Below are 24,922 nucleotides of genomic sequence, written 5' to 3'. Positions count from 1 at the left end.
GCGGCAAAGCGCGCGCCGGACCCGAAGGAGGCCCGGAGGAGGGCCCCGAGGAGGGGCCCCGAGGAGGGGCTCAGTAGCCGCGGTAGCCGGTGCCGTTGTTGATGCCCACCAGGCCGGGGTGGTTGCCGAAGCCGCCGTAGCGGGCGTAGGTGTAGCGGACGCCGGCGATGATGTTGTCGACCGGGTTGTAGATGTCGTTGTGGCCGGGGAGCTTGTACACCTGGAACGTGGGGTCGATGCACTGCATCAGGCCCTTGGACGGGGTGCCGCGCGCGGCGTTGCTGTCCCAGGTGTTGATCGCGTTGGGGTTGCCGTTGGACTCCTTCTGGATGATCGTCCAGATCTCGTCCACGCTGTTCTCGTCGATCGGGGTGCCGTTGGCGGCCAGGATGGCGATGGCCTCGCGGATCCAGCCCTCGACCTCGCGCTGCTTGGGCGGCTTGCGCGCCTCTTCGGCGTCCTTCGCGTCCTTGGCGGCCTTCTCGTCGGCGGCCTTCTGGCGCACCGCGTAGCCGTCCTGGGCGACACCGCTGGCCTGGTTGAACGCCTGGAGCGCGGTGAGCTGCTCGTGGCGGATCATCCGGGCGGTCTCCGAGCCGAGGTCGATCGAGTGGATCGTGTCGACCTTGCCGGTGCGGATGTTCTGGTCCGGCACGCCGCCGAACTCGGCACCGCCCGCGAGGGGGCTGAACGTGCCGCTGGTGACCGCGTGCGCCGCTGCGCCGGCTCCGGTCACCACGCCGAAGGCGACGGCGAACGCGGAGAGCCTCTTGGGCAGTGTCCGATCCGGCTCGGCTCGGTGCGAGCCGACGTAGCCGGGAGCCTGGGCGCTGACCGTGTAGACGATCGGCTGCTGCCCGCTGGGCTTCCTGTGGCGAGCCAAGGGTGGGGCCTCCTGCGTCGGGGAGCCCGACCACCGTCAACCTGGCGGGGGATCCAGGCCGGGCCGCGTCCGGGGGAAAACGGGCCCGTGTCTATCCGGTGATCGAACCGTTATCTGCGGCCGGGAACGTAACCGCTGGTGACTTGCAGGGGCAAGCGATGGCCCATTAGTGGTGACCTTAGTCACGTTTGTTGACATCAGGGCTACGCACTGTCACACGTCAGGGCGCAATGCCGGGTAGGCCGATCGGACGCCTTCCGGTACCGCCACTGCGGCCGGCCCGCCCGCGCCGCCCGGCGAAGAACGCCGGCCATTGCTCGGCGGCCTCCCGGCGCACGTCGGCGCAGCCCGCGAGTGGCCGCAGCCACGATTTGCCCCGCTCGTCGGCCAGAGTGCGAACGCCGTGCATCGCCCGAAGACCATGGCGGCGGTCACCCTTGTCGATCACCGCCCGATCGGATTACAGTGTGCGGCGATATGGGTAACTTGTACTTCCTGTGATCGGACGCGCGTTCGCGTAGAGCACTGCTCCGCGGCGCGGCTTCTCCCGTCCCGAAACCCCGATCGACTCGGCCCGTTGTCGGCCGAGAACAGGAGCCTGCCTTGCGCACCGCGCAACCGTCACAGCTGACCCTGCACGACGTCACCAAGCGCTACGACGACCACGTCGTGCTCGACCGCGTCACGCTCACCGTGAAGCCGGGGGAGAAGGTCGGCGTCATCGGCGACAACGGTTCGGGCAAGTCGACCCTGCTCGCGCTGATCGCGGGCCGGCTGACCCCCGACCACGGCGAGCTGACCGTCACCGCGCCCGGCGGCGTCGGCCACCTGCCGCAGACCCTCGACCTGCCGCCGCACGCGACCGTGGCGGACGCCGTCGACCTCGCCCTGGCCGACCTGCGCGGCCTGGAGGCACGGCTGCGCCGGGAGGAGGCCGCCGGCCTGCCCGACCCAAACCGCTACGCCGACCTGGTCGAGCGGTTCGAGGCGCGCGGCGGGTACGCGGCCGACACGCGGGTGGACATCGCCCTGCACGGCCTCGGCCTGCCGGGCCTGGCCCGCGACCGCCCGCTGGGCACGCTCTCCGGCGGCGAGCGGTCCCGGCTGGCGCTGGCCGCCACCCTGGCGTCCGCGCCGGAGCTGCTGCTGCTCGACGAGCCGACCAACGACCTGGACGACGAGGCCGTGGCGTGGCTGGAGCAGCACCTGGCGCGGCACCGGGGCACGGTCGTCGCGATCACCCACGACCGGGTGTTCCTGGAACGCGTCACCGCCACGGTGCTGGAGGTGGACGAGGGCCGGGTCACCCGCCACGGCGACGGCTTCGCCGGCTACCTGGCCGCCAAGGCCGCCGACCGGGCCCGCCGGCTGCGCGAGCACGAGGAGTGGAAGGCCGACCTGGCCCGGCACCGCAGGCTCGCCGAGTCCGCGGTGGCCAACCTCGCCGCGATCCCGCGCAAGCTGCCGCTGGCGGTGTTCGCCGCCGGTCCGTTCCGGGCGCGCGGACGCGGCCACGGCGCGATGAGCCGCATCCGCAACGCGAAGGAGAGGGTGGCCAGACTGACCGAGCACCCCGTCGCCCCGCCGCCGGACCCGCTCCGGTTCACCGCGCGCATCACCGCCCGGATCACCGCCGAGTCCACCGCGATGACGAACGCCGGTGCGGTGACGGCGACGGAGGCGGCCGCGGGCCCCGCCGGAGGGCGGCCGGAGTGGGTGGCCGAGTTGCACGACGTGCGGGTGGCCGACCGGCTGCACGTGTCCGAGCTGACCATCCGGCCCGGCGAGCGGCTGCTGGTCACCGGGCCGAACGGGGCGGGCAAGACCACCCTCGTGCGGGTGCTGGCGGGTGAGCTCGACCCGGACCAGGGCCTGGTCAGCACGCCGGCCCGGGTCGGCCACCTGCGGCAGGAGGACGTGGCCGGCCTGCCGGACCTGACCGTGGCGGAGGCGTTCGCGCACGGCCGCGGCCACCCGCAGGACCAGGTGGACCAGCTGCTCGCGCTGGGCCTGTTCGCGCCGCGCGACCTCGGGCTGCGGCTCGGCGAGCTGTCCTACGGGCAGCGCCGCCGGGTGGAGCTGGCCCGGCTGGTCACCGAGCCGGTCGACCTGCTGCTGCTCGACGAGCCGACCAACCACCTGTCACCAGCCCTGGTGGAGGACCTGGAGCACGCCCTGGAGTCCTACCCCGGCGCGCTGGTGGTGGTCACCCACGACCGCCGCACCCGGGCCCGGTTCGCCGGGACCCGGCTGCGGCTGGCGGCGGGGGCGGTCGCGGCGTGACGGGGCGGGCGGGGCCGGTTCCGCTCCGGCCCCGCCCGCTGTCGGGTGTTCGGAGCGGGACCCGCCTCCGGTTCGCCTCGGTCAGCGGCCGGCTTCGGCGGCCCGCACGGTCTGCTCCAGCAGCACGGCGATGGTCATCGGGCCGACGCCGCCGGGCACCGGCGTGATGTGCCCGGCGCGCTCGGCCGCCGCCGCGTGCTCGACGTCCCCGACGTTGCCGGGGTTGTACCCGGCGTCCACGACCACCGCGCCCGGCTTGACCCACTCGCCGCGCACCAGCTCCGGCCGGCCCACGGCGGCCACCACGACGTCCGCCTCGCGCACCGCCTCGGCGAGGTCGGCCGTGCGCGAGTGGCAGTAGGTCACGGTCGCGTCGCGGGCCAGCAGGAGCATCCCGACCGGCTTGCCCAGGATCGGGCTGCGGCCGATGACGACCGCGCGCCGCCCGGTCAGCGGGAGGTCGTAGGCGTCCAGCAGCCGCAGGATGCCGCCCGGGGTGCACGAGTGGAAGCCGGGCTCGCCGAACGCCATCGCGGCGAAGCTGTGCATGGTCACGCCGTCCACGTCCTTGCCCGGCGCGATCGCCTCGAACGCGGCCCGCTCGTCGACGTGCGCGGGCACCGGGTGCTGGAGCAGGATGCCGTCCACGGTCGGGTCGGCGGACAGCGCGGAGATCGCGGCGACCAGCTGCTCCGTGGTGGTCGAGGCGGGCAGTTCCACGGCCCGCGACCCGATGCCGACCTTCGCGCACCGGGAGCGCTTCATCTTCACGTAGGTCCGCGACGCGGGGTCGTCGCCGACCAGCACGGTGGCCAGGGTGGGGGTGCGGCCCGAACTCGCGGCGAACGCGGCGGCGCGGGCGGCGGTGGCGTCGAGCAGAGAGTGGGACACGGCGGTGCCGTCGAGAACGGTGGCCGACATGGCGGTACTCCTCATCCGGTGGATCGAATGAGGGCACCCAGGCGTGCGATGCCGACTCGCTGCGCACTCCCCGGTGGTTGGCCCACCCGACGCCAGTCGTGCGCCGCCGAGTCTAGCCAGGTCCGGGCGCGCTCCGACCGGAGCCGTCGAGAGCAAGATCACAGCGGGCCCGGGGTTGCCCGCCGACCTGGCCGGGCACCGGCCGCCGACCCTCGTGCGGGCCGCTCGGGAGGGCCGGGCACCACTCCCGGCCACGTGGGGCGGACCGCCGGAACGCCGCAGTCCGCGCGTCCGACCGGGGGCGTCGCCGTGACCGGCCGTGCCCGTGGGCAGGCGGGAATTATGCTGTTCGGGGCACCGGGTCCCGAGATCCCGGCGATTCGGACACCAGTGACGACGGACAGGCGGGCTGATGGCGGGGCAGTACGGTCGATCCACGGGGCAGCGCCGGCCGGCTTTCGGGCGGGTCGACCCGTTCTGCCTGTTCGCCGTCGTGCCCATGCTGCTGCTGGCGGGCTTGATGTTCTGGGGCAACCTGGTGCTGGTCGGGGTGATCATCATCGTCTGCGCGGCACTGCTGATCCTGATCGACTCGTGGTTCAACCGGCCGCCGAAGACCAGCCGCCCCGAGTACTACGACGACGAGGACGACTACGAGTCGCGCGGGCGCTACTGACCGCCGCCGGGGTCGCGCACGTCACGCCGTCGGACCCCGTGCACATCTACTACCAGCGGAAATGTCCCGGGTCGCTGGTCCGGGTGGCGGTAATCGGTTGGGTGGATCGGCGCGGCCGATCGTAGGGTTCCCGGCGTGCGGCCGGGGGGACGATCGTGACGCAGCAACCCATCCCACCGGACCGCGAACCGCCGGTCCCGCTCCGCAGCCGCACGGCACCCGGTTGGCTGTTGCCGGTGATCGGCCTGGCCTGGGTGCTGCTGGCGGTCGGCGTGGCGGTGGTGCAGAGCAACCCGGCCACGTACCTCGACCTGTTCGGCGTGCGGCGGCCCGTGCAGGCACGGCCCACCGTCGACCCGCTGCCGCCGTACGCGCCACCGACCACGGCCTCCCGCGCGCCGCGCACGACCGTGCCGGCGCTGCCGACCGTGCCGCCGTCGGTCTACACCGGCACCGGCAACGCCGTGATCACCCTCGACCGGCCACGGGGGTTCGCCGCCGTCCGGTTCGAGTGCCCGGAGTGCGCCGGGCACACCCTGGTCCGGTCCGAAGGGTTCGACACGCTGGTGGTCAACCGGATCGGGCCCTACGTCGGCACGCGCCGGCTCACCGCGATGGGCCGGCCCGCCACCAAGCTGACCGTCGAGGTCACCGGGTCGTGGACGATGACCGTCGGCGGGATGGACCTGGTGCCGACCGTCGACGCGGCGGCCACCGGCGCGGACGACGGCGTGTTCCTGGTGGCCCGGCCGACCCGGACCGCGCGGGTTTCGTTCCAGGGGCGCGGGAACTTCGCGGTGTGGGTGATGGAGCTGGACCGCGACTACCAGGCACCGGACCTGCGGGTCAACGACATCGGCGACTACGCCGGGGGGATAGCGCTGGAGGGCCCCGCGCTGGTCCAGGTGCAGGGTGAGGGCGACTGGTCGGTCACCCCGGCCTGACACCCGGGCTACGGGCGGGGGCGGTCGCCCTGCCCCTCGGGCGCGCGCCACGGGCTCAGCCCGATCCGCCCGGTGCTGCCGAGGTCGATCGTGGTGGCGGGGGAGTCCGGTGACGGAGTTCCGCCGTCCGGGCCCAGCCGGGGCGTGAACACCTGGCGCGGGAGCCCGGCCAGCGGCGCGATGTCGATCTTCGCGCCGACCTGCGGCGGGTGGGTGGTGTCGTCGTAGGTGTTGCGCCACACGACGCCGGCGGTCGCCCGGTCGCCGGGGCCCAGGGCGAACCCGGCCGGCGGCACCTCGAACGAGTCGATCCGGGAGATGGCCGCCGACCCGTGCTCGACCCGGACCTCCAGTGGCTGCCCGTCCTCGTCCAGCAGTCGCACGTCCGGGTAGCCGTCGATGCGCAGGGTCTCGGTGCCGCAGTTGCGCATCTCCAGCGTCAGCACCCGCAGGCCCATCGCCGCCTCGCCGTTGAGCGCGGAGATCTCCGCGCCGCCCTCCGGGCAGGTCGACGCGGCCGAGTTCCGGTCGGGCAGGCCGGTGCCGGGAGCGGGTGGCGCGGGTTCGGCGCCGCACGCCGAAACGGCGAGCAGGAGCACGGCGGGAACCACTCGACCGATCACCCGGTGACTATTTCACAACCGGCGCCCGATGCCGTGCGGCAGCACCACCGGCGGCCCTCGCCGGACACCCGGACCGGCACGTCGGCCGTCACGGCGATGCGCGACGCCACCCCGCCTGCGGCGGATCCGGGACCTGAGCGCGGCTACGGTGTGGACCACTCCCGGACGGTCCGGCTTGAGACCGTCCACATGAAGGCCCGAGGTATGAACGCACCCGGCCTCCAGACCCTGTCCCGCCTGGTCCGTCGCGGCCTACCGCAAGGCCGACCCCGCCCGCCCCGAACCAGCCCGCTGACCGCCCCGACCCGACCCCGACCCGCTGACCGCCCGCACCCGAGGGCCCCGGCCTTGGCGGAGGCCGGGGCCCTGACGTCGGGTCACGGGCAGTGTCACGGGCGGGGTCGGCTCACGGCTGGGCGCAGCGCTCCTGGCCGGGGCAGTTGCGCAGCAGTTGGACCTTCGGCGGTTTCGTGATCACCGACGGGCGCGCGCCCCCGCCCGGCCACTGGATCGAGATCGCCATGGACGAGGCGTTGTTGCCGTAGTCCTTCTCCAGGAAGCTGCGGTCGACGTTGACCAGGTTCACCACGTCGTACACGCCCGAGGGCACGTCGGTCAGGTCCAGCCACTGGTAGTCGACGTCGTACTTGTAGTCGTCGCCCGCACCGACCGAGATGCCCTCCACCACGTCCAGCGCGCGCGGCTCGTGGTGGCGGCACCGGTTCTCCCGCAGGAACTCCGCGAGCAGGCCCTCCGGGCTGTCCGGGTCGCGCGGGCGGCTCGGCAGGTCGGCCGCGTCGCGCACGGTGTAGCGGTCGCCCAGGCAGAAGCCGTTCTTGCGGTCGAGCACCAGTGTCGTGCCGTCCGGCGCGCGGAGCTGGAAGCGCTCGAAGTCCATCAGGTGCCAGTGCGTGTGCGCGGGGGCCGGCTCGTAGTACATCGTGGCCGGGATCGGGTTGCGGGCCTCGTCGTAGGAGCCCGGGATCGACCTGTCCCCCGCGGACTGGAACGCCTGCCGCGCGCTCATCGTCTGGGTCGCCGTCGAGTCGCGCTTGCCGTAGATGAGCAGCGGCCCGTCGCCGACGTTGTCGACCGACGTGGTGAACCTCAGCCGCACCCCGGCGGCGCGCCCGGACCCCAGGCAGGTCCCGTTCGCGGCGTACCGCTCGGCGACCGCGCAGACGTCCCACGCCTCGCACTTGTCCGGGTTGCCGGAGAACCCGCCGGGGCAGCCGACCGGCGCCTGTCTCAGATCCGGCAGCAGCGGCCCCTCTGATGCGGGTGCGCCCAGCACCACCGCGGTCAGCGCGGCGGCCGCCGCGGCCTTGAATTTCCTGATCACCAGCGCAACCTACTGGCGGCCCAGCCGATCCGACACATCCGTTCACTCGATCGGTTGAGGTGCAACGGAATTCCAGCCGCCCGGTCCTAACGTGTCGCGCGATCCGGCACCGGTCATCCCGGTCGAACAAGGAGAAGTCTCACGGTGGAATCCGTCACGCTGGTGTGCGGCACGCGTCCCGAGCTGATCAAGCTCGCCCCGCTCATCAGGCTGTTCGGCCCGCGCGCGGTGGTCGTCTACACCGGACAGCACTACGACCGCACGATGTACGAGCTGATCCGCCGCGACATCGCGGAACCGGGCGGCTTCCACGAGTTCGCGCTCGGCGGCACGCGCCGGGGCACGCAGCTCGGCCTCGCCGTCAAGGCGGTCGACGACGTGCTCGCCGCGCACCGCACCGCGGCCGTCGTGGTGCAGGGCGACACGACCTCCGCGCTCGCCGGCGCGTTGGCGGCCAACGCCAACGACGTGCCGCTGGTGCACGTCGAAGCGGGCCTGCGCAGCTTCGACCGGGCCATGCCCGAGGAGCACAACCGGGTCGCCATCGACCACCTGGCCGACCTGTGCTGCGCGCCGACCCCGCTCAACCGCGCCAACCTGCTGGCCGAGAACATCCCGGCGGACCGGGTCGAGGTCACCGGCAACACGGTCGTGGAGGCGCTGGAGGCCGCGCTGCCCGACGTCGGGGCGGAAACCGCCGTGCAGTCCGCGCACGGGCTGCGCCGCGACCACTACGCCGTGGCCACCATCCACCGCCCGGAGAACGTGGACGACCCGGCGAACCTGGAGACCGTGCTGCGCGAACTGGCCGCGCTGCCGTTGACCGTCGTGCTGCCGCTGCACCCGCGCACCGCCAAGCGGGTGCAGGACTTCGGCCTCGGCGCGCTGCTGCACGGCCTGCGCGTGCTGCCGCCGCAGGGCTACCCCGAGTTCCTCGCGCTGGTCGCCGGCGCGGCCGTCGTGGTGTCGGACTCGGGCGGCATCCAGGAGGAGGTCAGCGTCCTCAAGCGACCGGTCGTGGTGGTCCGGCGCAGCACCGAGCGCCCGGAGATCGAGGGCACGTTCGGCACGCTCGTGCCGCCCGGCCCGCGGATCGGGACCGAGGTCGCCCGGTGGCTGGACGACGTGGCGGGCCACCGGGCCCGCCTCGCCGCCGTCCCGTCGCCGTACGGCACGGGCTCACCCGCGGTGCGGATCGCCGCCGCCCTGGAGGAGCTGGTCGACCAGCGCCCCGGCGTGCTCCTCCCCGTCGGGTGAGCCGGGTCGGACCGCGTCGTCCAGCAGGCCGACGACGCGGTTCGCCAGGCCCACGCTGGAGTTCCAGCTCGTCACCGACGGGTAGACGTGCGCCGTGGTGGCCAGCAGCAGCGGCGTGCCCTCGACCACGACCGGCGGCTGCTGCGCCAGGTAGCCCAAGGGGTACACCGGTTCCACGAACGGGGCCTTGAACACCCGCACGTCGTCGACGTCGGCGGGGGTGAGGTCCGGGTACAGGCCGACGAGCTGGTCGGTCCACCGCGCCGCGATCCGACCGTCGTCCTCGCGGTAGAGCGCGGAGTCCCGGTCGGTGTAGCGCATCACGTACACCAGGTGCCGGCCGTCGACCTCGCCGGCGAGCGCGGACATCTCGATCACGCCGTCGAACTCGGTGCCCGACCGCACCACGGGCGCCCAGTAGTGGCCCGTCAACGGGCGCTTGAGGAAGAACAGCGCGTTCACCACGCCCTGGTACGGCAGGCGCACGTCGGGCAGCGCCCGCGCCAGCTCGTCGTCGGCGATCGACCGCAGGGTGGGCAGCGGCAGCGTGGAGATCACCCGGTCGGCGGTGCGCACCTCGCCGGAGGCCAGCGTGACCGCGCCGCCGGCGGTGACCCGCGTGACGGGGGAGGAGGTGCGCACCACGCCGCCGGAGCGCTCGATCGACACCCGCAGGGCGTCGATCAGGCCGTGGTAGCCGCCTTCCGGGTAGCCGCGCACGGAGACGTTGCTCTCGCGGCCCAGGCGCTGCCACAGGTACAGCGCGGGCACGTCCCCGAACGACGCGCCGAATTTCGACCCGAACATCGGCGCGAGCAGCAGCTCCCAGATCCGGTCGCCGTAGACGCCGCGCAGCCAGTCCTCGGTCCGCAGCCGGTCGAGGTCCTTGCCCTTGCCCAGCCGGCGCAGCAGCAGCGACACCAGCCCGAACCGGACCCGCTCGTGCGGCCGCAGCGGCGTGAACCGCAGCAGGTCCCACGGGGTGTTGAACGGGAAGTGCCGGCCGTCCACCACCATGCCCATCCGGGTCGGCCGCCACTGGACCCGCTCGCGCACCCCGACCTCGTCGAGCAGCTCCAGCAGGTCGTCGTCGGTGGGCATCACGCAGTGGTAGAACCGCTCGACCCACCGCTCCCGCCACGGGAAGAACGTGCCCAGCCCGCCGAGCTGGTCACCGCCCTCGACCAGCTCCACCACCGCGCCCGCCCGACCCAGCCGGTGGGCCAGCGCCAACCCGCAGATCCCACCGCCCAGCACGACCACCCGCATCCCGCGCAACCCCGTCTCCACGTCCAGCACCCTCTCCTCGCCCACCAGGTCCCGCCTCCGCTCCACCGCTGCCATGCCCACCGCCCGGCCACCCCGCCGCCACCGCCCGCCGCCCCACCACGCCGCCCACCGTCCGGCCGCACGGCCCGCTGTCGGGCCGTAGCGCCCGGCTCGTGATCGGCCCTTGTCGTCGGCCCGCGACGCGCTCAAGGCGGCGGGGGCGGTTCTCGCGGTGGGTGGGCCCGCCGGGGCCAGGCGGCTCCGGCGGGCGTCGTCGCGTCCCCGAGGGTCAGAGCGGCCGGTACGGGGCGGGGGCGAGGCGGTCGCGGGCCAGCAGCTTCACGTACTGCGCCATGGTCTTCCAGAGGCGCAGCTTGCTCGGGCCCTGCTTGCGGTCGTAGTGCAGGTGCAGCGGCACCTCGGTGATCACCGGGCGGCAGTGGCGCAGCTTGAGCAGCAGCTCCACCATGCACGCGAACCCGCGCTCCTCCACCAGCCGTTCGCCCCAGTGGCTCGTGGCCCGGTCCAGCACGCTGACCCGGTAGGCGCGGAAGCCGCTGGTGAAGTCGCGCACGCCGTCCACCCGGAGCATCCGGCGGAACAGCACCGCCGCGCCGCGCGAGAGCAGCCGGCGGAACGCGGGCGCGGTGGCGTCGTCGCCGCCGGCCACGAACCGGGAGCAGATCACCACGTCCGAGCCCGCCGCGATCTCGCCGCGCAGCGCGGTGATCAGCGCCGGGTCGTGCGTGTCGTCGGCGTCCATCACCACCACCAGGTCGTCGCGGTCGGCGACCTCCAGCACCGAGCGCAGGCCGGTCTGCACGGCCTGGCCGAGCCCGAGGTTCACCGGGTGCCGCACGACCCGGACGTCCAGCCCGGCGACCTGCCCGGCCGCCTCGGCGGTGCCGTCGGAGGAGCCGTCGTCCACCACCCAGGCCGTGACCTCCTCGGTCCGCGCCACCTCGGCGAGGCGGCGCAGCAGCGGCGGCAGCGAGGCTGCCTCGTTGTACGCGGGCAGCACGACGTGCGCCCGGCCGCGGGTGAGGATCGAGCCCGGCGCGGTGCGCGCCCCACGTTCGTCGACGGCCACTAGTCGACCCCATTTCCATCGTTGCGGGTTAGCGGGCCAGAATTATTCGCCTGGGAACTCCACCCGGGTTCCGCCCACCCCGTGTTTCGCGCACCCGCGTTGGTAACGGGAACACGCAGTAGCCGCTACCTTTGTCGCCGGATTGGAGGACTTTGTCTCTCGAAAGAGTGACGCGAAGCCGTCTCTCTCGATCTTTTATGCAGTGAGTAGTCAAAGTGCTCGTTCGAGTGAACTCGGGCGGTTTACGTTTGTGGCGGTCCGGCAGGGGTGCCGGACACCGCCCCGGCGGGACCGGCCGGCGGAAAGGACGTCGTCGGAATGTGGTGTGGCCTGGAGTTGGCGCTGCGGTGCCGGGGGAGACGTGCTCCGGTCGTCGTCCGGAAGGGCGGCTCGTCGTGAACCGGGCGAGTGCGACGGCTACCGCGCCGCTGCCGCCGGGGACCCCGGTCGAGCCCCGGCGGGACCTGTTCGGCCGGGTCAACGCGGTCGCGGTGCTGCTGGTCGTGGTCGACGTGGTGGCGATCGGGGTGGTCGCCGCGGCGCTGTCACCGGTCTGGGCGGGTGCGGTCGCCGCGGTGCTGCTGGGGGTGCGCGCGACCCGCCGGCTCTACCGGCGGCGGCTGTGGCTGTCCTGGCTGCACGACCTGCCCCGCTCGGTGATCGCGACCGCCACGGCGTTCGCACTGGTCACCGGCGTGACCCTGGTCTTCGGCACGGCGCCGGAAACGACCTCCGACGTGCAGTGGGCGATTTTGAAGTTCACTGCATGGAGTGAACCTGGTCGCCTGTTCGTGTTCGCTTTCGGCCGCTGGGCCCGCCGCCGGTTCAACCGGTGCGACCGGACCATCGTGGTCGGCGCGGGCAAGGTCGGGGCGACGCTGGCCACCTCGATGCTCCAGCACCCCGAGTACGGGCTGCGCCCGGTCGGCTTCGTCGACCCCGCGCCGGCGCTGGACCCGAAGGTGCTGCCGGTGCCGATGCTGGAGGCGAACCTGGCCGAGGCCATCACCCGGGTCGGCGCCGGCAGCGTCGTGCTGGCGTTCTCCCGCGCGGCCGACTCGCCGCTGGTCAACGCCGCCATCACGGCCCACCGGCTGGGCTGCGCGATCTTCGTCGTGCCCCGGATGTACGAGCTCTACCAGGACGGCCCGGACGTGGAGCGGCTGCGCAGCTACCCGCTGACGCGGCTGAGCACCGCGCCGACCTCCCGGCCGAGCTGGTGGGTCAAGCGCGCGGTGGACGTGGTGCTGGCCGGGGTCGCGCTGGTCGCGCTCGCGCCGGTGATCGCGGTGTGCGCGCTGGCCGTCCTGCTGGAGAGCGGCCGGCCGGTGATCTTCCGCCAGGTCCGGGTCGGGATGGACGACCGCACCTTCGTGCTCTACAAGCTGCGCAGCGTCCGGATCACCGACCAGGACGATTCGCAGAGCCGGTGGTCGGTGGTCGGGGACCGGCGGGTGGGCCCGGTCGGGCGATTCCTCCGGCGGTCCTCGTTGGACGAGCTCCCGCAGTTGTGGAACATCCTCAAGGGTGACATGTCGATTGTCGGTCCGCGACCGGAAAGGCCCGGTTTCGTGCGCGAGTTCTCGGCGGTGCACGACCTATACTGGGCGCGCCACCGGGTGCCGACCGGATTGACCGGACTCGCCCAGGTGCACGGTTTGAGAGGGGACACCTCGATAGTCGACCGGTCCCGCTACGACAACTACTACATCGCCAATTGGTCGTTGTGGCTGGACGCGAGAATCCTGTTGCTGACAGTGGGTGAGCTGTTGTGTCGAAGGAACCGCTGAGCCGGGACCGCACCCGGCGGGTGCTGGCCGGCGCGAGCGTCGTCACGGCGCTCCTGGGGGCCCTGGCCGTGCTGCCGAGCTCGGCCGGGGAGCACGGGACGACAACAGCCACCCCGCTCGCGGCGGACCCGGCGGCGCGGCACCCGGAGCGGGGCACCGGGGTGCCCGGCGCCGACCCGCTGGGCCCGCCGCCCAGGCCCAGCGCGCCGTGCGCGTGGTGGTACGGCATCGGCGAGCCGCCGACCTACCCGGACCTCAAGTTCGCCGCCCAGCACTACGACCTGGTGGTGCTCAACGCGACCGAGACCGCTGCGATGCACCGGCTGCACAAGCTCAACCCGAAGATCAAGGTGCTGGTGTACAAGGACTTCTCCAGCACCCGCAACTACCCCGGCGCGGTGATCGGCAACCAGGACGCCCCGCTGCTGCCCAGCGGGGTCGGGTACGTCGAGGCGCAGCAGCGCAACCCCGAGTGGTTCGCCGTGGACACCGCCGACAAGCGGATCGAGTGGGGCGGGTACCCGCAGCACTGGCAGATGGCGGTGTGGGACGAGAAGTACCAGCGGGCGTGGGCCGACGCGGTGACCGCCGAGGTGGTCCGCGAGGGCTGGGACGGGGTGCTGGCGGACAACGACTTCAGCTCGCTGAAGTACTACTCGAAGGCCGTGCTGAAGGGCACCTCGGACAACGCCGCCACCGACCGGCGGATCCGGGACGGCATGGACAGGTTCCTGGAGGTCGCGGGCGGCGCGCTGCACAAGGCGGGCAAGATGCTGATCCCCAACGTGTCGGAGTCCCAGCTCACGCCGGGCCGCTGGTCGGCGCACTCGCGCTTCGACGGCGCGATGGAGGAGAACTTCGGCCTGCGCGGCAGTGGCGCCGACGGCGAGCTGGTCACCTTCGAGGGCAACGAGTTCAAGGAGCTGCGCGCCCAGGCCGCGCTCGGCGAGTCGTGGCTGCTGCTGGTCACCAAGACCCAGGGCCACCGCGAGGAGCGGGTGGGCTACGCGACCGCGGCGCTGCTGGCCGGGCCGTACACCTGCTGGCACGGCGCGTCGACGGCCGACTACCAGGACCCGGACTGGTCGCCGTACCAGGACGCGGAGCTGGGCGAGGCGGTCGAGAGCGCGAACCGGCTGCCCGCCGGCGCGTGGACGCGCGGGTTCACCAACGGCTGGGTGGCGGTCAACCCGACCGGCAAGCCGGTCCAGGTGAACCCGCCGCCCGGCCTGGTCACCGTCGACGGCGCGCCGGTCTCCACGCCGGCCGAACTGGCCGCGACCGACGCGCTGGTGCTGGTGAAGCCGGAGACCCCGGCCACCACGTCACCGGCCACCACGCCGAAGCCGACCACGACGGCCCCGAAGCCCACGACGACCACCAAGCCCACCACACCGGCGACCACGCCGACACCGACCACCGCCACCCAGCCCGTGACGACGACCCAGCCCACGCCAACGGCCACGTCCGGCACGCCGACGCCCCCGACGCCGAAGCCCGCCCCCGCGCTCTGACGCCGGCGCTCCCCGGCCACCGCTCCGCAGCCCGGACCGGTGGCCGGCGGCGGCCGGCTCAGCCGCCGGCCAGCAGGTCCCGGTAGAGGGCCAGGTGGCGGCGGGCGCACACCTCGGGCGCGAACCGCTCCCGGGCCCGTCGCGCCGCCGCCCGCCCGAGCCGGCCGGGGTCGGGTTCGGCGAACAGGGCCTTCAGGCACACCGCCAGCCCCTCGACGTCTCCGGGCGCGGCCAGGACCGCCTCGTCCACCAGCATCTCCGCGACCCCGCCGGTGTCGGTGGCCACCACGGGCTTGCCCGCCGCCATCGCCTCGGCCACCACGAGCGGCTGCTGCTCCAGCAACGACGGCAGCACCAGCGCGTCGTGCAGCCGCAGCTGGTGCGCCACGTCCGGCCGGAACCCGAGGAAGGTCACCCGACCGGGCAGCAGCTGCCGCGCCCGCTGTTCGGCGGCGACCCGCAGCGGCCCGTCGCCGATCACGGTCAGCGTCGCGTCGTCCGGCATCACCCCGGCCAGCGCGTCGAGCAGCACCGGGAAACCCTTGCGCTCCACCAGGAGCCCGACGAACACCAGCCGTCGCACCGGCCCGCTCGGCGGGGCGGCCTCGGGGATCTCCACGCAGTTGTCGATGTGCACCACCCGGCGCGCGGGCACGCGGAGCCGCCGGTGCAGGAACTCGCCCATCGACGTGGCCGGCACGACCGTCCGGTGGACGAACCGCGCCACCCCGGCGTCGGCGGCCAGCACGGTCCGGGTGTACTTCGACGGACCGGCCGCGCCGGGCGTGCCGCGCGACCACGCCTCGCTCACGTCGTCGGGCAGCCCGTGGTAGGTCTGCACGACCTTGTGCCGCAACCGCAACCCGGCGCTGACGAGACCGGCGCGCCGGTCCTGGGCGTGCACGACGTCCGGCTGCCAGTCGCGCAGCGCCTCGCGCGCCTGCCGCCCGGCCCTCAGGTCCCCCTTGCTGGACACCGAGACCAGCTCGTGGAGGTCCGCGACCAGCTCCGCGCCCCGGGCGGGCAGCGGCCCGAACACCCGGACCTCGGCCTCGCCGGACGCGGCCAGCGTCGCCGCCAGCCGCACCGTCACGTCCACCGGACCACCCCGGTCCTGCGTCAGCAGGTAGGCGACCTTCACCGGTTCCCCCCCACGAGCTTCTCCACCAGGGTGGCGATCTGGTCGCTCACCCGCGCCGAGTCGAACAGCACCTCGGCCCGCCGCCGCCCGGTCAGGCCCTCGTCGGCGGCCAGCACCGGGTCGGCCAGCCGCGCCGCGACGGCCTCGGCCAGCGCGGGCACGTCACCGGCCGGCACGACCGCGCCCGCCTCGCCCACGCTCTGCCGCACGCCGCCGACGTCGAAGGCCACCACGGTCCGCCCGCTGGCCATGGCCTCCAGCGGCACCAGCGCCATGCCCTCGGCCCGGGACGGCAGCACGACCACGTCGGCGGCGGTGTAGAAGTCGGCGACCGCCGTGTCGTGCCCCCACCACCGCACCGACGGGTGGTCGCCCGACGCCTGCCACCGGTCGCGCATCGGCCCGTCGCCGACCAGCACGAGCCGCGCGTCGGGCACCCGCTCCAGCACCGCCGGCCACGCCTTGAGCAACTGGTCCTGGCCCTTGAGCGGGGCGATCCGCCCGACGCACACGGCGGTCGGCAGGTCCGGCAGGCCAAGCCGCATCCGGGCGGCGACCCGGCTGCGCGGCCGCAGCACGGTGGTGTCCACGCCGTTGCACACCACCTCGGCCGCCGTGTCGACGCCCAGGTCGCGCCCGGCGGTCAGCTCGTCGTCGCTCACGCACACCAGCTGGTCGGTCCACCGGGCCGCGTACCGCTCCCACGCCGCGCAGGCGCGCCGCAGCAGGCCGCGCGCGGTCTGGAACGACCACAGGTGCGGCTGGAAGATCGTCGGCCGGGTGCCACGCACCGCGAGCCGGCCGGCCAGCCCCGCCTTGGAGCTGTGCAGGTGCACCGCGTCCGGGTCGAGCACGGCCAGGATCCGGCGCAGCCGCGCGGTCTCGGACACCGTGCCGGGGCCGGGGGAGCGGCCGGCGGGCCAGTCGTGCACGGGGATCCGCACGTCCCGAAGCCGGTCGGCCAACCACCCGGGCGGGCACACCACGTCCACCTCCCAGCCCGTCTCCCGCTGTGCGACGGCGAGTTCCAACACCACCGCCGCGACCCCCGCCTCGACCGGCTGGGTCACGTGGACGATCTTCATCGGCGCACCTCACGCAGTTCACGAACCGTGCGGCGGTTGGCGGGCAACGCCGCCGCCGTGTAGCCGAGCACCAGCACCGCCGCCTCGCCGAGCGCACCCGGCAGCGACGGCCCGAACAGATCACCGAACACCCACCCCGCGGCCAGGCAGCACCCCACGCCCGCGCCGACCGCGGCCACCATCCGGGTCAGGCCCGGCGGCGCGATCCCGTTGCGCGCCAGCACGATCCACGCCAGCGGGACCATCGCCCAGACCACCACGAGCTGGGTCGCGGCGACCGCGACCACCCCGTACCGGGTGCACAGCGCGAGCCCGACCACCAGCGCCACCAGGTGGGCCAGCTCCAGCGCCAGGTACCGGCGGGCGTGCCCGGCGGCCCGGATCACCTGGTACCACAGGTGCAGCAGGCCGAACCCGAGCCCGTAGCCGCACAGCAGGACCAGCGGCAGCGCGGCCGGTGCCCAGCGGTCGCCGAACAGCACGACCCGGTCGGCCAGCGCCGCCGTCACCGCGTACAGGCCGCCGGTCACCACCAGCACGGCGTGCGTGAAGCGACCGGCGGCCTGCGGCAGCTCGTCCCGCCGCCCAGTGCGGATCAGCTTGGCGCACAACGGGAAGACCACGCCGCCGAGCACGACCGCGACCATGATGTAGGGCACCCAGGCGAGCCGGTAGGCCAGCGAGTAGACGCCGACCGCCTCGGTGCCCAGCTCCCGGCCGATCGCCAGGTAGTCGACGTTGACCAGCAGCACGGCCACCAGCGCGCCCGGCCCCACGACGGCGATCCACCGCACGGCCTCGACGGCGGCGTCCACGTCCCACGCGGGGCGCACCCACACGCCCGCGACCGCGCCGAGAACGGGCTGCGCGACGGCCGTGCACAGCAGCCCGTACACCAGCGCGTACGGCCCGAACCCCTGCACGGCCAGGACGATCGTCGTCGCCGCGCCCAGCACGGCACCGCCCGCGTCGGGCAGCAGCCGCCGGCGGAAGTCCAGGTCCCGGTGCATCAGGCCCAGCTGCACGCCCGCCGCCGCGCTGAACGGCAGGCTCAGCGCGGCCAGCCGGATCAGCGGCGCGACCGCCGGGGCGTCCAGCGCCGCCGCGATCGGGTCCGCCGCCGCGACCAGCGCCAGCGCCAGCGCCGCGCCCGTGCCGACGCTGAGCACGAGCAGCGTGCCCGCCATCCGGCGCGGGTCCCGGCCGGTCCGGCTGATCACGTCGTAGACGCCCATCGACTGGACGACCTGGCCGATGTTCACCAGCGACACGGTCAGCGCGACCAGCCCCAGCCCCTCCTCGGTGAGCAACGCCGCCAGCACCAGCGTGACGGCCATCTGGCCGCCCTTGCCGACCAGGTTGACCAGGAACAGCCACAGCGAACCGCGAACCGCGCCCGTCACGTCTGCACGGCGGGCCGCGTCCGCCCCAAGGGGGCCCGCCGCCGCGCGAACGCGATCAACGCCACCCAGGCGACCACGATCGCGACCCCGTCCAGCGTCACGGCCGCCCGCTCGCCCATCAGCGAGCGCACCGCCGTGTCCACGAAGTGCAAGTGCGCGAAGGGAACCAGCAGCGCGACCACCGCGACCCCGAGCAGCGGCGCGCGATCGCGCCACCACAGCACCGCGACGAGCGCCAGCGCCGGCACGGCGATCAGCACGTCACCGGGCTGGTGCACCACCGCGACCACCACGGCCAGGCACGTCACCAGGTCGGCGACGGCGACGTTCGTCGCGTCGCCGGTCCGGTCGAGCCGGCGCGCCAGGACGGTGCTCGCCGCCATCACCCCGACCAGCGCGAGGAGTTCCGCGCCCGGCGGCAGCCACCCGGTGACCCGGTAGAACACCGCCGCCACGTCGACCCGTTGGGCGGTGAGGGAGTCCACCGCGCCGTAGGCCGTGGCGCTCGCGTGCTCCAGGTTGCGCCCGATCACGTCGAGGAACGCGCCGACCCCGCCGCCGCCGACCACCAGCGGCACCACCACGACCAGGCTGGCGAGCGCCGCGAGCCCGGTGCCGCCCCACGCGACCTTCCGCGACCCGCGGGCGAACAGCAGCACCGCCAGAGGCAACCCGAACTGGGGCTTCAACCACGCCAGCGCCAGCGCCAGCATCGCCAGCCGGGGATACCGGTCGCGGGCCAGCAGCGCGCCCGCCGCGCCGACCGCGATCAGCGGGTTCACCTGCCCCACGTACAGCTGGGCCCGGCCGACCTGGCTGAACACCAGCAGCGTGGCGACCACGGCGGTGCCGAGCACCAGCGGCGCGCGCACGTGCCCGGCCGTCAGCACCGCGAGGAAGACCAGCAGCAGCAACAGGAACGCCGCGAACGCCACCGCGCCCACCCGGTACTCGGGCAGCGCGAACGGCAGGTGCAGCACGAGGTGGTAGGGCTGGTAGAGGTTGAAGTTCTGCCGGACCGGCCAGTGCGCGAACATCGCCGCCGGGTCGTACGGGTTGCCGCCCGCCAGGAACTCGCGGATCGGGTAGTACAGCGCGTCCCGGAAGTCCTGCATCCGCTCCTCGGCGCGGTTGGCCCAGGTCGGTGCGGACACCTCCCACGCCGGCCGCAACCCCCGCCAGGCGGCGAGCAGCCCGAGCGCCGTGACCAAAACCGCGACCGGCACCCGCCGGTCCAGGCCCCGTTCCAGCTCGCGTTTCACACCAACACCACCGCGACCACCGACGTGCCCGCGGGCAGCGCCCCGACCACGCCGGCCAGCGCGTCCTGCTGCCGGCCGCGCGGCGCGACGGCGATCAGCGCGGTGCCCTCGGCCGGTTCGAAGACCTTGTCCGGCAGGTCGTCGGAGATGTCCTCGGAGCGCTCGACGAGCTGCGGGTCGGTCGCGATGACTCGGGCCGGCCGGGCGGTGGCCATCAGCAGCGCGGTCAGCTTCTCCAGCAGCTCCGGGTCGTCGTCCGGCAGCACCGGCACCGAGTTGCGCACCCCGGCCGACGCCAGCGCGGCGCGCACGCCGTCGGTGGCCCGGGTCCGGCGCAGGTGCCGCACGACCATCGTGGCGATCCCGGCCGCGACGCCCGCCGCCAGCGCCAACCCGATCGACAGCGGCCAGTCCGGCGAGACCCGCACCACCTCGGGCACGTCGAGCACCCGCAGCTTCCCGGCCGGGGCCAGCAGGTTGGCCTTGATCACCAGGTCGGCCAGGGCGGTGGCCTCGCGCTTGGCCCGCTCGGCCGTCGAGGCGCGCACCGACAGCCGCGCGAGCCCGGAGGCGGGCACCAGCTCGACCGAGACCCGCTCGGCGTTCGTGCCGACCGCGCCCACCACGGACGGGCTGCGCGCGAGTTCCACCAGCGCGGGCATCACCAGCGCGGTGACCTCGCCGTACTGCGGTGCCTCGGCGCTCGCCGGCCCCGCCAGCAAGCCCACCCGGGCCTGGTACTCCTCGCTCTTGAACATGGTGGCGAGCAGCACGAGCGCGCCCACCGCCAGCGCCACCAGGACGCCTTCGCCGAAGAGCCTGGTCTTCGTCATCGATTTCCCCAATTCCGCAACAACTCGTCGTAGGACTTCATGAGGGCGCGCGGGTCGTGCGCGGCGGTGACGGCGGCTCGGCCGGCCGCACCCACCGCGGCGCGCCGCGCGTCGTCGAACAGCAGGCCGCGCAACGCCTCGGCGGTCGCCCCGGGGTCGCGTGGCGGCACGACCAGCCCGCCGCCGCCCGCGAGCGCCTGGCCCACGCCGTCGACGTCGGTGGCCACCACCGGGCAGCCGGCGGCCAGCGACTCCAGCACCGCGATCGGCATGCCCTCCCAGTCGCTGGTCAGCACGGTCACGTCGGCCGCCGCGAGCAGGTCCGGCACGTCCGGCCGGTTGCCCAGGAACCGCACCCCGGTCATCCCGGCGGCGGTGCGCTCCAGCGCGGGCCGCAGCGAGCCGTCGCCGGCCAGCCACAGCTCCGCCTCGCCGCCGAGCCGCGCCCACGCGGCCAGCAGCACGTCGTGCCGCTTCTGCGGCTCCATCCGGGCCAGGCACAGCGCCACCGGCACGTCCTGCCGCACGCCCATCGCGGCCCGCACGGTCGCCCGGTCGACCCGGGGCTCCTGCGGGAACACCGCGTTCGGGATCACCAGCGGGTCCGGGCGCAGGCCGGCGTCGCGCAGCCGGGTCGCGGTCGCCTCGGCCACCGTCACCACCACGCCCGACGTCCGCCGCAGGATCCGCGCCGCGCCGCCGTAGTCGGTGTCGGCGACGCCGTGGAACACGGTCAGCAGCGGGACCTTGCGGGGCAGCAGGGCCAGCCGGGCCACCATGCTCGCGGACACGTTGTGGGCCAGCACGACCTCGGGCTTGAAGTCCTTGATCGCGGCCCTGGTCGCGGTGGTCGCGCGCAGCACGCCGGCGGCCTTGCGGCGCGCGACCGGCACGGTGAACGTCGGCACGCCGTGCCCGCGCAACGCCTCCGCGCGGTGCCCGCCGCCGCTGGCCACCGCGGTCTGCCAGCCGAACTCGCGGCCGGTCCGGGCCATCCCGGCGACCAGGGCCTCCGCCCCGCCGGTGCCCATCTCACTGATCACGTGGAGCACGCGCATCGGTTTCCCTTCGACGCAGATCGGCCGCGGCGACCACCGCCACCAGCGACCACAACGGCAGGTAGTACTGCTGGGACAGGAAGGTCGAGGCGACGACCACGGCGATCAGCGACGCCTGGGCGGCGGCCATCGGCCGGCGGGCACCGGCGCGCAGGACCCGTTCCGAGGACACCGCCGCGACCGCCAGCAGCCCGGCGAACAGCCCGAAGCCGGGCAGCCCGAGCTCGGCGGCCACCTCCAGGTACATGTTGTGCGCCACCGGGGTCTGCTCGTCGACCTCGGCGTTGTGCGACGCGGCCGCGTACCCGCCGCGGAACCCGCCCGGCCCGACCCCGAGCACCGGGTGCTCGGTCAGCATCCGGGCCGCCGCCTGCCAGCGCAGCTCCCGGGTGTCCACGTTGGTCCCCGCGATGTAGCTCTTCTCCTGCAACGCCCGGTCCAGCGTCGGCCCGGCCAGCAGCAGCACGCCCAGGCCGACCCCGGCCAGCGCGGCGGCCCCGCCCGCGACCGCGCGCAGCGGCAGCGCCCGGCGGGCCACCAGCCAGCCCAGCGCGGCGGTCAGCGCCAGCCCGCCGCCCCGCGAGAACGTCGCCGCCGCACCGGCGACCAGCACCAGCGCGGTGGCCGCCAGCCCGGCCGAGCGCACCGCCGACCGCCGCCCGCCGATCAGCGCGACGAGCAGCGGCAGCGCGGCGACCAGGAAGTACGCCAGGTCGTTGGGGTCCTCCAGCGGCCCGGTCGCCCGGGTCTCGCCCTCCGCGACGAGGCTGTGCAGCGCGCCCACGGCGGCCACCGCCGCGCCGCCGACGATCGAGGCCAGCAGCGCCCGGACCGGCACCTCGCGGGCCGCGACGTCCACCAGCACGACGGTGATCACCAGGAACGGCAGCCACCGCAGCAGGTAGTCCACCGCGTACGGCCCGCCGGCGTGCAACGCGGTGGAGGCCAGCAGCACGACCGCGAACAGCGCCAGCACCCCGTGCACCGGGTGGGACTGCGGCATCCGCCGCTCTCGCACCCGCTGCGCCAGCCACACCGCGGTGAGCAGCAGGGGCGCGGCCTTCGCCAACTGGCCGTGCAGTTCGAGCAGGTAGCCCTCCAGCGGGGCCAGTGCCGCGGTCGCGCACGCGAGCACGCGCAACAGCCAGGTCATCCGGACCGTTCCAGCCGCCGCGCGGCCCGGACCGGCAGGTCCGCGCCCAGCCGGGCCACGTGCTCCCCGGTGCCCACGACCTCGAAGTGCCGGCGCAGCGCGCCCAGCGCCCAGCCCAGCAGCCCGACCTTCTGCGCGGCGGGCACCGCCATGCCGGGGAAGAACTCCATCCCGGGCGCTTCGGCCGCGCCCAGCACGTCGGTGGGGTGCAGCAGCAGCGACGGCGACACGCCGAGCAGCCGGCACAGCCGCAGCGCGGCGCGGAAGTGGCCGCGCGCCAGGGCGGGGGAGACCTGGTGCAGCTGGAGCAGGTACGACCCGTGGACGGGGACCCGCAGCAGCGGCATGGTGGTCACCGGCAGCTCCACCAGCCCGGTGTCCCAGCGGTAGGCGCGGTTGGGCGCGAACACCTTGGCGAAGCCGCCGAACAGCTCGGCGCTGTCCTCTGTGGAGGGTGCGGACCGGTTGTGGTAGAAGCGGGCCAGCGGGCCGATCCACGTGGGCAGCGTGCTCGCGTCGTAGCGGTAGCCGCGCTCGGCGAGCACGTCGAGCAGGTCGGGGGTGACGCTGTAGCCCGGCCCCCGGAACCCGACCGGCCGGGGCGCGCCGGCCGCCACCAGGGCGTCCTCGGTGCGCACCACCTCGGCTTCCAGCTCGGCGCGGGAGTACCGGTGCAGCCACGGCTCGTGGCCGAACGAGTGGTTGCCGACCTCGTGCCCGGCGGCGCTGATCGCGGCCACGGCGGCGGCGCCGTCCTCGCGCACCGCGTCCGCGCCGACCACGAACACCGTGGTGGTCAGGCCGTGCTCGGCGAAGACCTCCAGCAGGCGCGGGGTGGCGGTCGGCAGGAAGCTCGGCATCCGCTCCCACTCCGGGTCGCCGTGGGTCTTCAGGTATGCCCAGAGGTTGTCCAGGTCGAGCGAGACGCTGGCGACGTTCACACCGTCTCCCGCTCCGCGGCGGGCGGCGCGGCCACCGGGCGCGACGCGTAGCCCAGGGTCAGCACGCCGAGCACGACCAGGCCGACGCCCGCCGCCACCCACCACTCGCGGCCGGGCGCGATCCGGTCGCCCAGCGCCAGCACGCCGACCGCGGAGGTGACCACGACGGTGACCGAGTCCATGGTGGCCACGGTCGAGGTGGCCCCGCCGCGCTGGAGGGCGACCGCCATGCACGCCTGCCCGACCAGCGCCGCCGCGACCATCAGCCACAGCAGCGGGTAGAACGGCAGGTCGACCAGCGGCTCGTCGGCCAGCGACCGGCTGGCGATCGCGACCACGGCGTAGGCCAGGCCCGCCGCCACCGCGATCGGCACCACGCCGGACACCTTGCGCGACACCAGGAACACCACCACCAGCGGCACCCCGAGCAGCAGGAAGCCGGTGTCGGTGGGGATCTCCTCGGCCACCGACGGGGCGGACGCGGCGGCGAGCAGCAGCAGGCCCACGGCCATCGTCACCAGCACCACGACCTCGACCGGGCGCACCCGCCAGCCCAGCACGAGCACGCCGAACACGGTCGCCACGCCGACCGCGCACGACGAGCCCGCCTGCACCAGGTAGAGCGGCAGCTCGGCGCGCGCGAAGAAGGCCAGCGCGAAGCCGCCCACCTGGCCCGCGAAGCCGAGCAGGTACAGCCGGTCGGAGACCAGCCGGGCGAGCAGTCCGAAGCCGTGGCCCGGCGCGGCGCGGCGGGCGGCGACGGTCTGCGCGACGATCCCCAGCGCGTACATCGCCGTGGCGGCCGCGAGAGCGAGATATCCGGGCACGCAACAACTCCCGTGGAAAAGGAATTTTTCGACGGCCGCAGCGTACGACCCGGCCATTCCTTGCCCGATCGGGCGATATTCGAATTACTCGGACGAGTGATGGAAAACGGGTCGCCTTAGCGCGCTGTCACCGGAAGGGGCGAGCACGGCCGCACCGGCGGCCCGGCGGTGTCCAGCGGTCGGGTGAGGCTCATTCCGGTCAGTGCCCGGGTGGGTCAGGGCAGCGGGAGGTCCGGCGGGATCTGCAGCGCCACGTTGATCAGCGCGTGCACCCTGGTGGCGATCGCGCCGAGGATGCCCTGGAGTTCGGGCGAGGCGGTCTCGGCCGCCGTGTGCAGCACCTGGAGGTCCTCGTCGATGCGGGTCAGGATGGCGCTCACGTCGGTCTGCCCGCCGGTCAGCGCGGCGGCGATCTCGTCCAGCGGCAGGCCGTGCACCTCAAGGCGTTGGACCAGGTGGATGCGCTCGACATCGGCCAGCCGGTACAGGCGGTAGTTGCCCGCCGTGCGCTGAGCGGGCGCGATCAGGCTCAACTGGGTGTAATAGTCCACCGTGCGGATGCTGACGCCGGCTCGGGCCGCCAACTCGCCGATTCTGATCAGGGACTCGCTCACAAACCATACAGTG

Annotated in this window: 22 protein-coding genes, 1 pseudogene and 1 riboswitch; of the genes and pseudogenes, 6 read left to right on the top strand and 17 right to left on the bottom strand. The window is 74.2% G+C overall.

Translation table 11 applies throughout. The features are described 5' to 3' along the window. Nucleotides 1-70: 70 nt before the first annotated feature. Nucleotides 71-436 (bottom strand): annotated as a pseudogene (locus BN6_RS44355) (transglycosylase SLT domain-containing protein); the annotation flags it as partial. 667 nt (nucleotides 437-1,103) lie between these two features. Continuing rightward, on the bottom strand, nucleotides 1,104-1,331 hold the full coding sequence (locus tag BN6_RS47025) for a hypothetical protein (protein WP_158509455.1): 228 nt from the start codon (nucleotides 1,329-1,331) through the stop codon (nucleotides 1,104-1,106). A gap of 155 nt (nucleotides 1,332-1,486) precedes the next feature. On the opposite strand from BN6_RS47025, the gene BN6_RS28690 reads away from it, so the two are divergent. Next, on the top strand, nucleotides 1,487-3,166 hold the full coding sequence (locus tag BN6_RS28690) for a TlrC/CarA/OleB/SrmB family ABC-F type ribosomal protection protein (protein WP_015103329.1): 1,680 nt from the start codon (nucleotides 1,487-1,489) through the stop codon (nucleotides 3,164-3,166). Between the two features lie 81 nt (nucleotides 3,167-3,247). Here the strand turns inward: BN6_RS28690 and BN6_RS28685 are convergent, their stop codons facing one another. Next, nucleotides 3,248-4,087: a bifunctional 5,10-methylenetetrahydrofolate dehydrogenase/5,10-methenyltetrahydrofolate cyclohydrolase gene (locus BN6_RS28685; protein ID WP_015103328.1), complete on the bottom strand. Its 840-nt coding sequence runs from the start codon at nucleotides 4,085-4,087 to the stop codon at nucleotides 3,248-3,250. 28 nt (nucleotides 4,088-4,115) lie between these two features. Continuing rightward, nucleotides 4,116-4,197: riboswitch (ZMP/ZTP riboswitch) on the bottom strand. Nucleotides 4,198-4,499: 302 nt separating this feature from the next. Between BN6_RS28685 and BN6_RS28680 the strand changes: the two genes are divergently transcribed. Together BN6_RS28680 and BN6_RS28675 are read left to right on the top strand one after the other, a co-directional pair. Further along, on the top strand, nucleotides 4,500-4,763 hold the full coding sequence (locus BN6_RS28680; protein WP_015103327.1) for a hypothetical protein: 264 nt from the start codon (nucleotides 4,500-4,502) through the stop codon (nucleotides 4,761-4,763). Between the two features lie 155 nt (nucleotides 4,764-4,918). Beyond that, complete coding sequence (locus BN6_RS28675) at nucleotides 4,919-5,707, top strand: hypothetical protein (RefSeq protein WP_015103326.1); 789 nt, start codon at nucleotides 4,919-4,921, stop codon at nucleotides 5,705-5,707. A gap of 8 nt (nucleotides 5,708-5,715) precedes the next feature. Here the strand turns inward: BN6_RS28675 and BN6_RS28670 are convergent, their stop codons facing one another. Both BN6_RS28670 and BN6_RS28665 read right to left on the bottom strand, forming a co-directional pair. Beyond that, the gene (locus tag BN6_RS28670; RefSeq protein WP_063641843.1) at nucleotides 5,716-6,330 is read right to left on the bottom strand and encodes a DUF4232 domain-containing protein; all 615 of its coding nucleotides are present in this window, start codon (nucleotides 6,328-6,330) and stop codon (nucleotides 5,716-5,718) included. A 406-nt stretch (nucleotides 6,331-6,736) separates the two neighbouring features. Next, the gene (locus tag BN6_RS28665) at nucleotides 6,737-7,672 is read right to left on the bottom strand and encodes a lysyl oxidase family protein (protein WP_015103324.1); all 936 of its coding nucleotides are present in this window, start codon (nucleotides 7,670-7,672) and stop codon (nucleotides 6,737-6,739) included. 144 nt (nucleotides 7,673-7,816) lie between these two features. Here BN6_RS28665 and wecB point away from each other — a divergent pair, with 144 nt between their 5' ends. Further along, nucleotides 7,817-8,929, top strand: a complete 1,113-nt coding sequence (gene wecB, locus BN6_RS28660) for a non-hydrolyzing UDP-N-acetylglucosamine 2-epimerase (RefSeq protein ID WP_015103323.1) — start codon at nucleotides 7,817-7,819, stop codon at nucleotides 8,927-8,929. Here the strand turns inward: wecB and BN6_RS28655 are convergent. Next, a complete protein-coding gene (locus BN6_RS28655) occupies nucleotides 8,852-10,273 on the bottom strand; it encodes an FAD-dependent oxidoreductase (protein WP_231904773.1) in 1,422 nt (473 codons plus the stop codon). The two genes, wecB and BN6_RS28655, sit on opposite strands and share 78 nt — an antisense overlap. A gap of 214 nt (nucleotides 10,274-10,487) precedes the next feature. Then, a complete protein-coding gene (locus BN6_RS28650; protein ID WP_015103321.1) occupies nucleotides 10,488-11,288 on the bottom strand; it encodes a glycosyltransferase in 801 nt (266 codons plus the stop codon). Nucleotides 11,289-11,683: 395 nt separating this feature from the next. Between BN6_RS28650 and BN6_RS28645 the strand changes: the two genes are divergently transcribed. Together BN6_RS28645 and BN6_RS28640 are read left to right on the top strand one after the other, a co-directional pair. After that, nucleotides 11,684-13,078: a sugar transferase gene (locus BN6_RS28645; RefSeq protein WP_148303062.1), complete on the top strand. Its 1,395-nt coding sequence runs from the start codon at nucleotides 11,684-11,686 to the stop codon at nucleotides 13,076-13,078. After that, nucleotides 13,060-14,592 (top strand): putative glycoside hydrolase family 15 protein, encoded by a 1,533-nt coding sequence (locus BN6_RS28640; protein ID WP_231904772.1) that lies wholly within the window; start codon nucleotides 13,060-13,062, stop codon nucleotides 14,590-14,592. Before BN6_RS28645 ends, BN6_RS28640 begins: the two co-directional genes overlap by 19 nt. A 58-nt stretch (nucleotides 14,593-14,650) precedes the next feature. On the opposite strand, the gene BN6_RS28635 is transcribed toward BN6_RS28640, so the two are convergent. The 10 genes from BN6_RS28635 to BN6_RS28590 form a co-directional block, all read right to left on the bottom strand. After that, the gene (locus BN6_RS28635; RefSeq protein WP_015103318.1) at nucleotides 14,651-15,733 is read right to left on the bottom strand and encodes a glycosyltransferase family 4 protein; all 1,083 of its coding nucleotides are present in this window, start codon (nucleotides 15,731-15,733) and stop codon (nucleotides 14,651-14,653) included. Beyond that, a complete protein-coding gene (locus BN6_RS28630; RefSeq protein ID WP_015103317.1) occupies nucleotides 15,730-16,818 on the bottom strand; it encodes a glycosyltransferase in 1,089 nt (362 codons plus the stop codon). Before BN6_RS28630 ends, BN6_RS28635 begins: the two co-directional genes overlap by 4 nt. After that, nucleotides 16,815-18,221, bottom strand: coding sequence for an oligosaccharide flippase family protein (locus BN6_RS28625; RefSeq protein WP_015103316.1), 1,407 nt, complete (start codon nucleotides 18,219-18,221; stop codon nucleotides 16,815-16,817). The genes BN6_RS28630 and BN6_RS28625 overlap by 4 nt, the downstream gene beginning before the upstream one ends. Beyond that, nucleotides 18,218-19,483: a glycosyltransferase 87 family protein gene (locus BN6_RS28620; protein WP_015103315.1), complete on the bottom strand. Its 1,266-nt coding sequence runs from the start codon at nucleotides 19,481-19,483 to the stop codon at nucleotides 18,218-18,220. Before BN6_RS28620 ends, BN6_RS28625 begins: the two co-directional genes overlap by 4 nt. Beyond that, the gene (locus BN6_RS28615; RefSeq protein ID WP_015103314.1) at nucleotides 19,480-20,316 is read right to left on the bottom strand and encodes a YveK family protein; all 837 of its coding nucleotides are present in this window, start codon (nucleotides 20,314-20,316) and stop codon (nucleotides 19,480-19,482) included. Before BN6_RS28615 ends, BN6_RS28620 begins: the two co-directional genes overlap by 4 nt. After that, a complete protein-coding gene (locus BN6_RS28610) occupies nucleotides 20,313-21,374 on the bottom strand; it encodes a glycosyltransferase (RefSeq protein ID WP_063641964.1) in 1,062 nt (353 codons plus the stop codon). Before BN6_RS28610 ends, BN6_RS28615 begins: the two co-directional genes overlap by 4 nt. After that, nucleotides 21,349-22,527 carry an O-antigen ligase family protein gene (locus BN6_RS28605; RefSeq protein ID WP_015103312.1) on the bottom strand — a complete coding sequence of 393 codons (1,179 nt, stop codon included), beginning with the start codon at nucleotides 22,525-22,527 and terminating at the stop codon, nucleotides 21,349-21,351. Before BN6_RS28605 ends, BN6_RS28610 begins: the two co-directional genes overlap by 26 nt. After that, nucleotides 22,524-23,468 carry a polysaccharide deacetylase family protein gene (locus BN6_RS28600; RefSeq protein ID WP_015103311.1) on the bottom strand — a complete coding sequence of 315 codons (945 nt, stop codon included), beginning with the start codon at nucleotides 23,466-23,468 and terminating at the stop codon, nucleotides 22,524-22,526. The genes BN6_RS28605 and BN6_RS28600 overlap by 4 nt, the downstream gene beginning before the upstream one ends. Then, nucleotides 23,465-24,295, bottom strand: a complete 831-nt coding sequence (locus tag BN6_RS28595) for a hypothetical protein (RefSeq protein ID WP_015103310.1) — start codon at nucleotides 24,293-24,295, stop codon at nucleotides 23,465-23,467. Before BN6_RS28595 ends, BN6_RS28600 begins: the two co-directional genes overlap by 4 nt. A 215-nt stretch (nucleotides 24,296-24,510) precedes the next feature. Continuing rightward, the gene (locus BN6_RS28590) at nucleotides 24,511-24,909 is read right to left on the bottom strand and encodes a MerR family transcriptional regulator (protein WP_041314389.1); all 399 of its coding nucleotides are present in this window, start codon (nucleotides 24,907-24,909) and stop codon (nucleotides 24,511-24,513) included. Nucleotides 24,910-24,922 lie beyond the last annotated feature (13 nt).

The organism is Saccharothrix espanaensis DSM 44229 (assembly GCF_000328705.1).
In the GTDB taxonomy this organism is placed as follows: domain Bacteria; phylum Actinomycetota; class Actinomycetes; order Mycobacteriales; family Pseudonocardiaceae; genus Actinosynnema; species Actinosynnema espanaense.
This window is presented reverse-complemented; position numbering and strand designations above follow the sequence as displayed.

Excerpts from the sequence above, each read along its gene's own strand:
- BN6_RS28655 (WP_231904773.1), bottom strand. The coding sequence starts at position 10,273 with ATGGCAGCGGTGGAGCGGAGGCGGGACCTGGTGGGCGAGGAGAGGGTG.
- BN6_RS28610 (WP_063641964.1), bottom strand. The coding sequence starts at position 21,374 with ATGCGCGTGCTCCACGTGATCAGTGAGATGGGCACCGGCGGGGCGGAG.
- BN6_RS28615 (WP_015103314.1), bottom strand. The coding sequence starts at position 20,316 with ATGACGAAGACCAGGCTCTTCGGCGAAGGCGTCCTGGTGGCGCTGGCG.
- BN6_RS28630 (WP_015103317.1), bottom strand. The coding sequence starts at position 16,818 with ATGAAGATCGTCCACGTGACCCAGCCGGTCGAGGCGGGGGTCGCGGCG.
- BN6_RS28680 (WP_015103327.1), top strand. The coding sequence starts at position 4,500 with ATGGCGGGGCAGTACGGTCGATCCACGGGGCAGCGCCGGCCGGCTTTC.
- BN6_RS28605 (WP_015103312.1), bottom strand. The coding sequence starts at position 22,527 with ATGACCTGGCTGTTGCGCGTGCTCGCGTGCGCGACCGCGGCACTGGCC.
- BN6_RS28685 (WP_015103328.1), bottom strand. The coding sequence starts at position 4,087 with ATGTCGGCCACCGTTCTCGACGGCACCGCCGTGTCCCACTCTCTGCTC.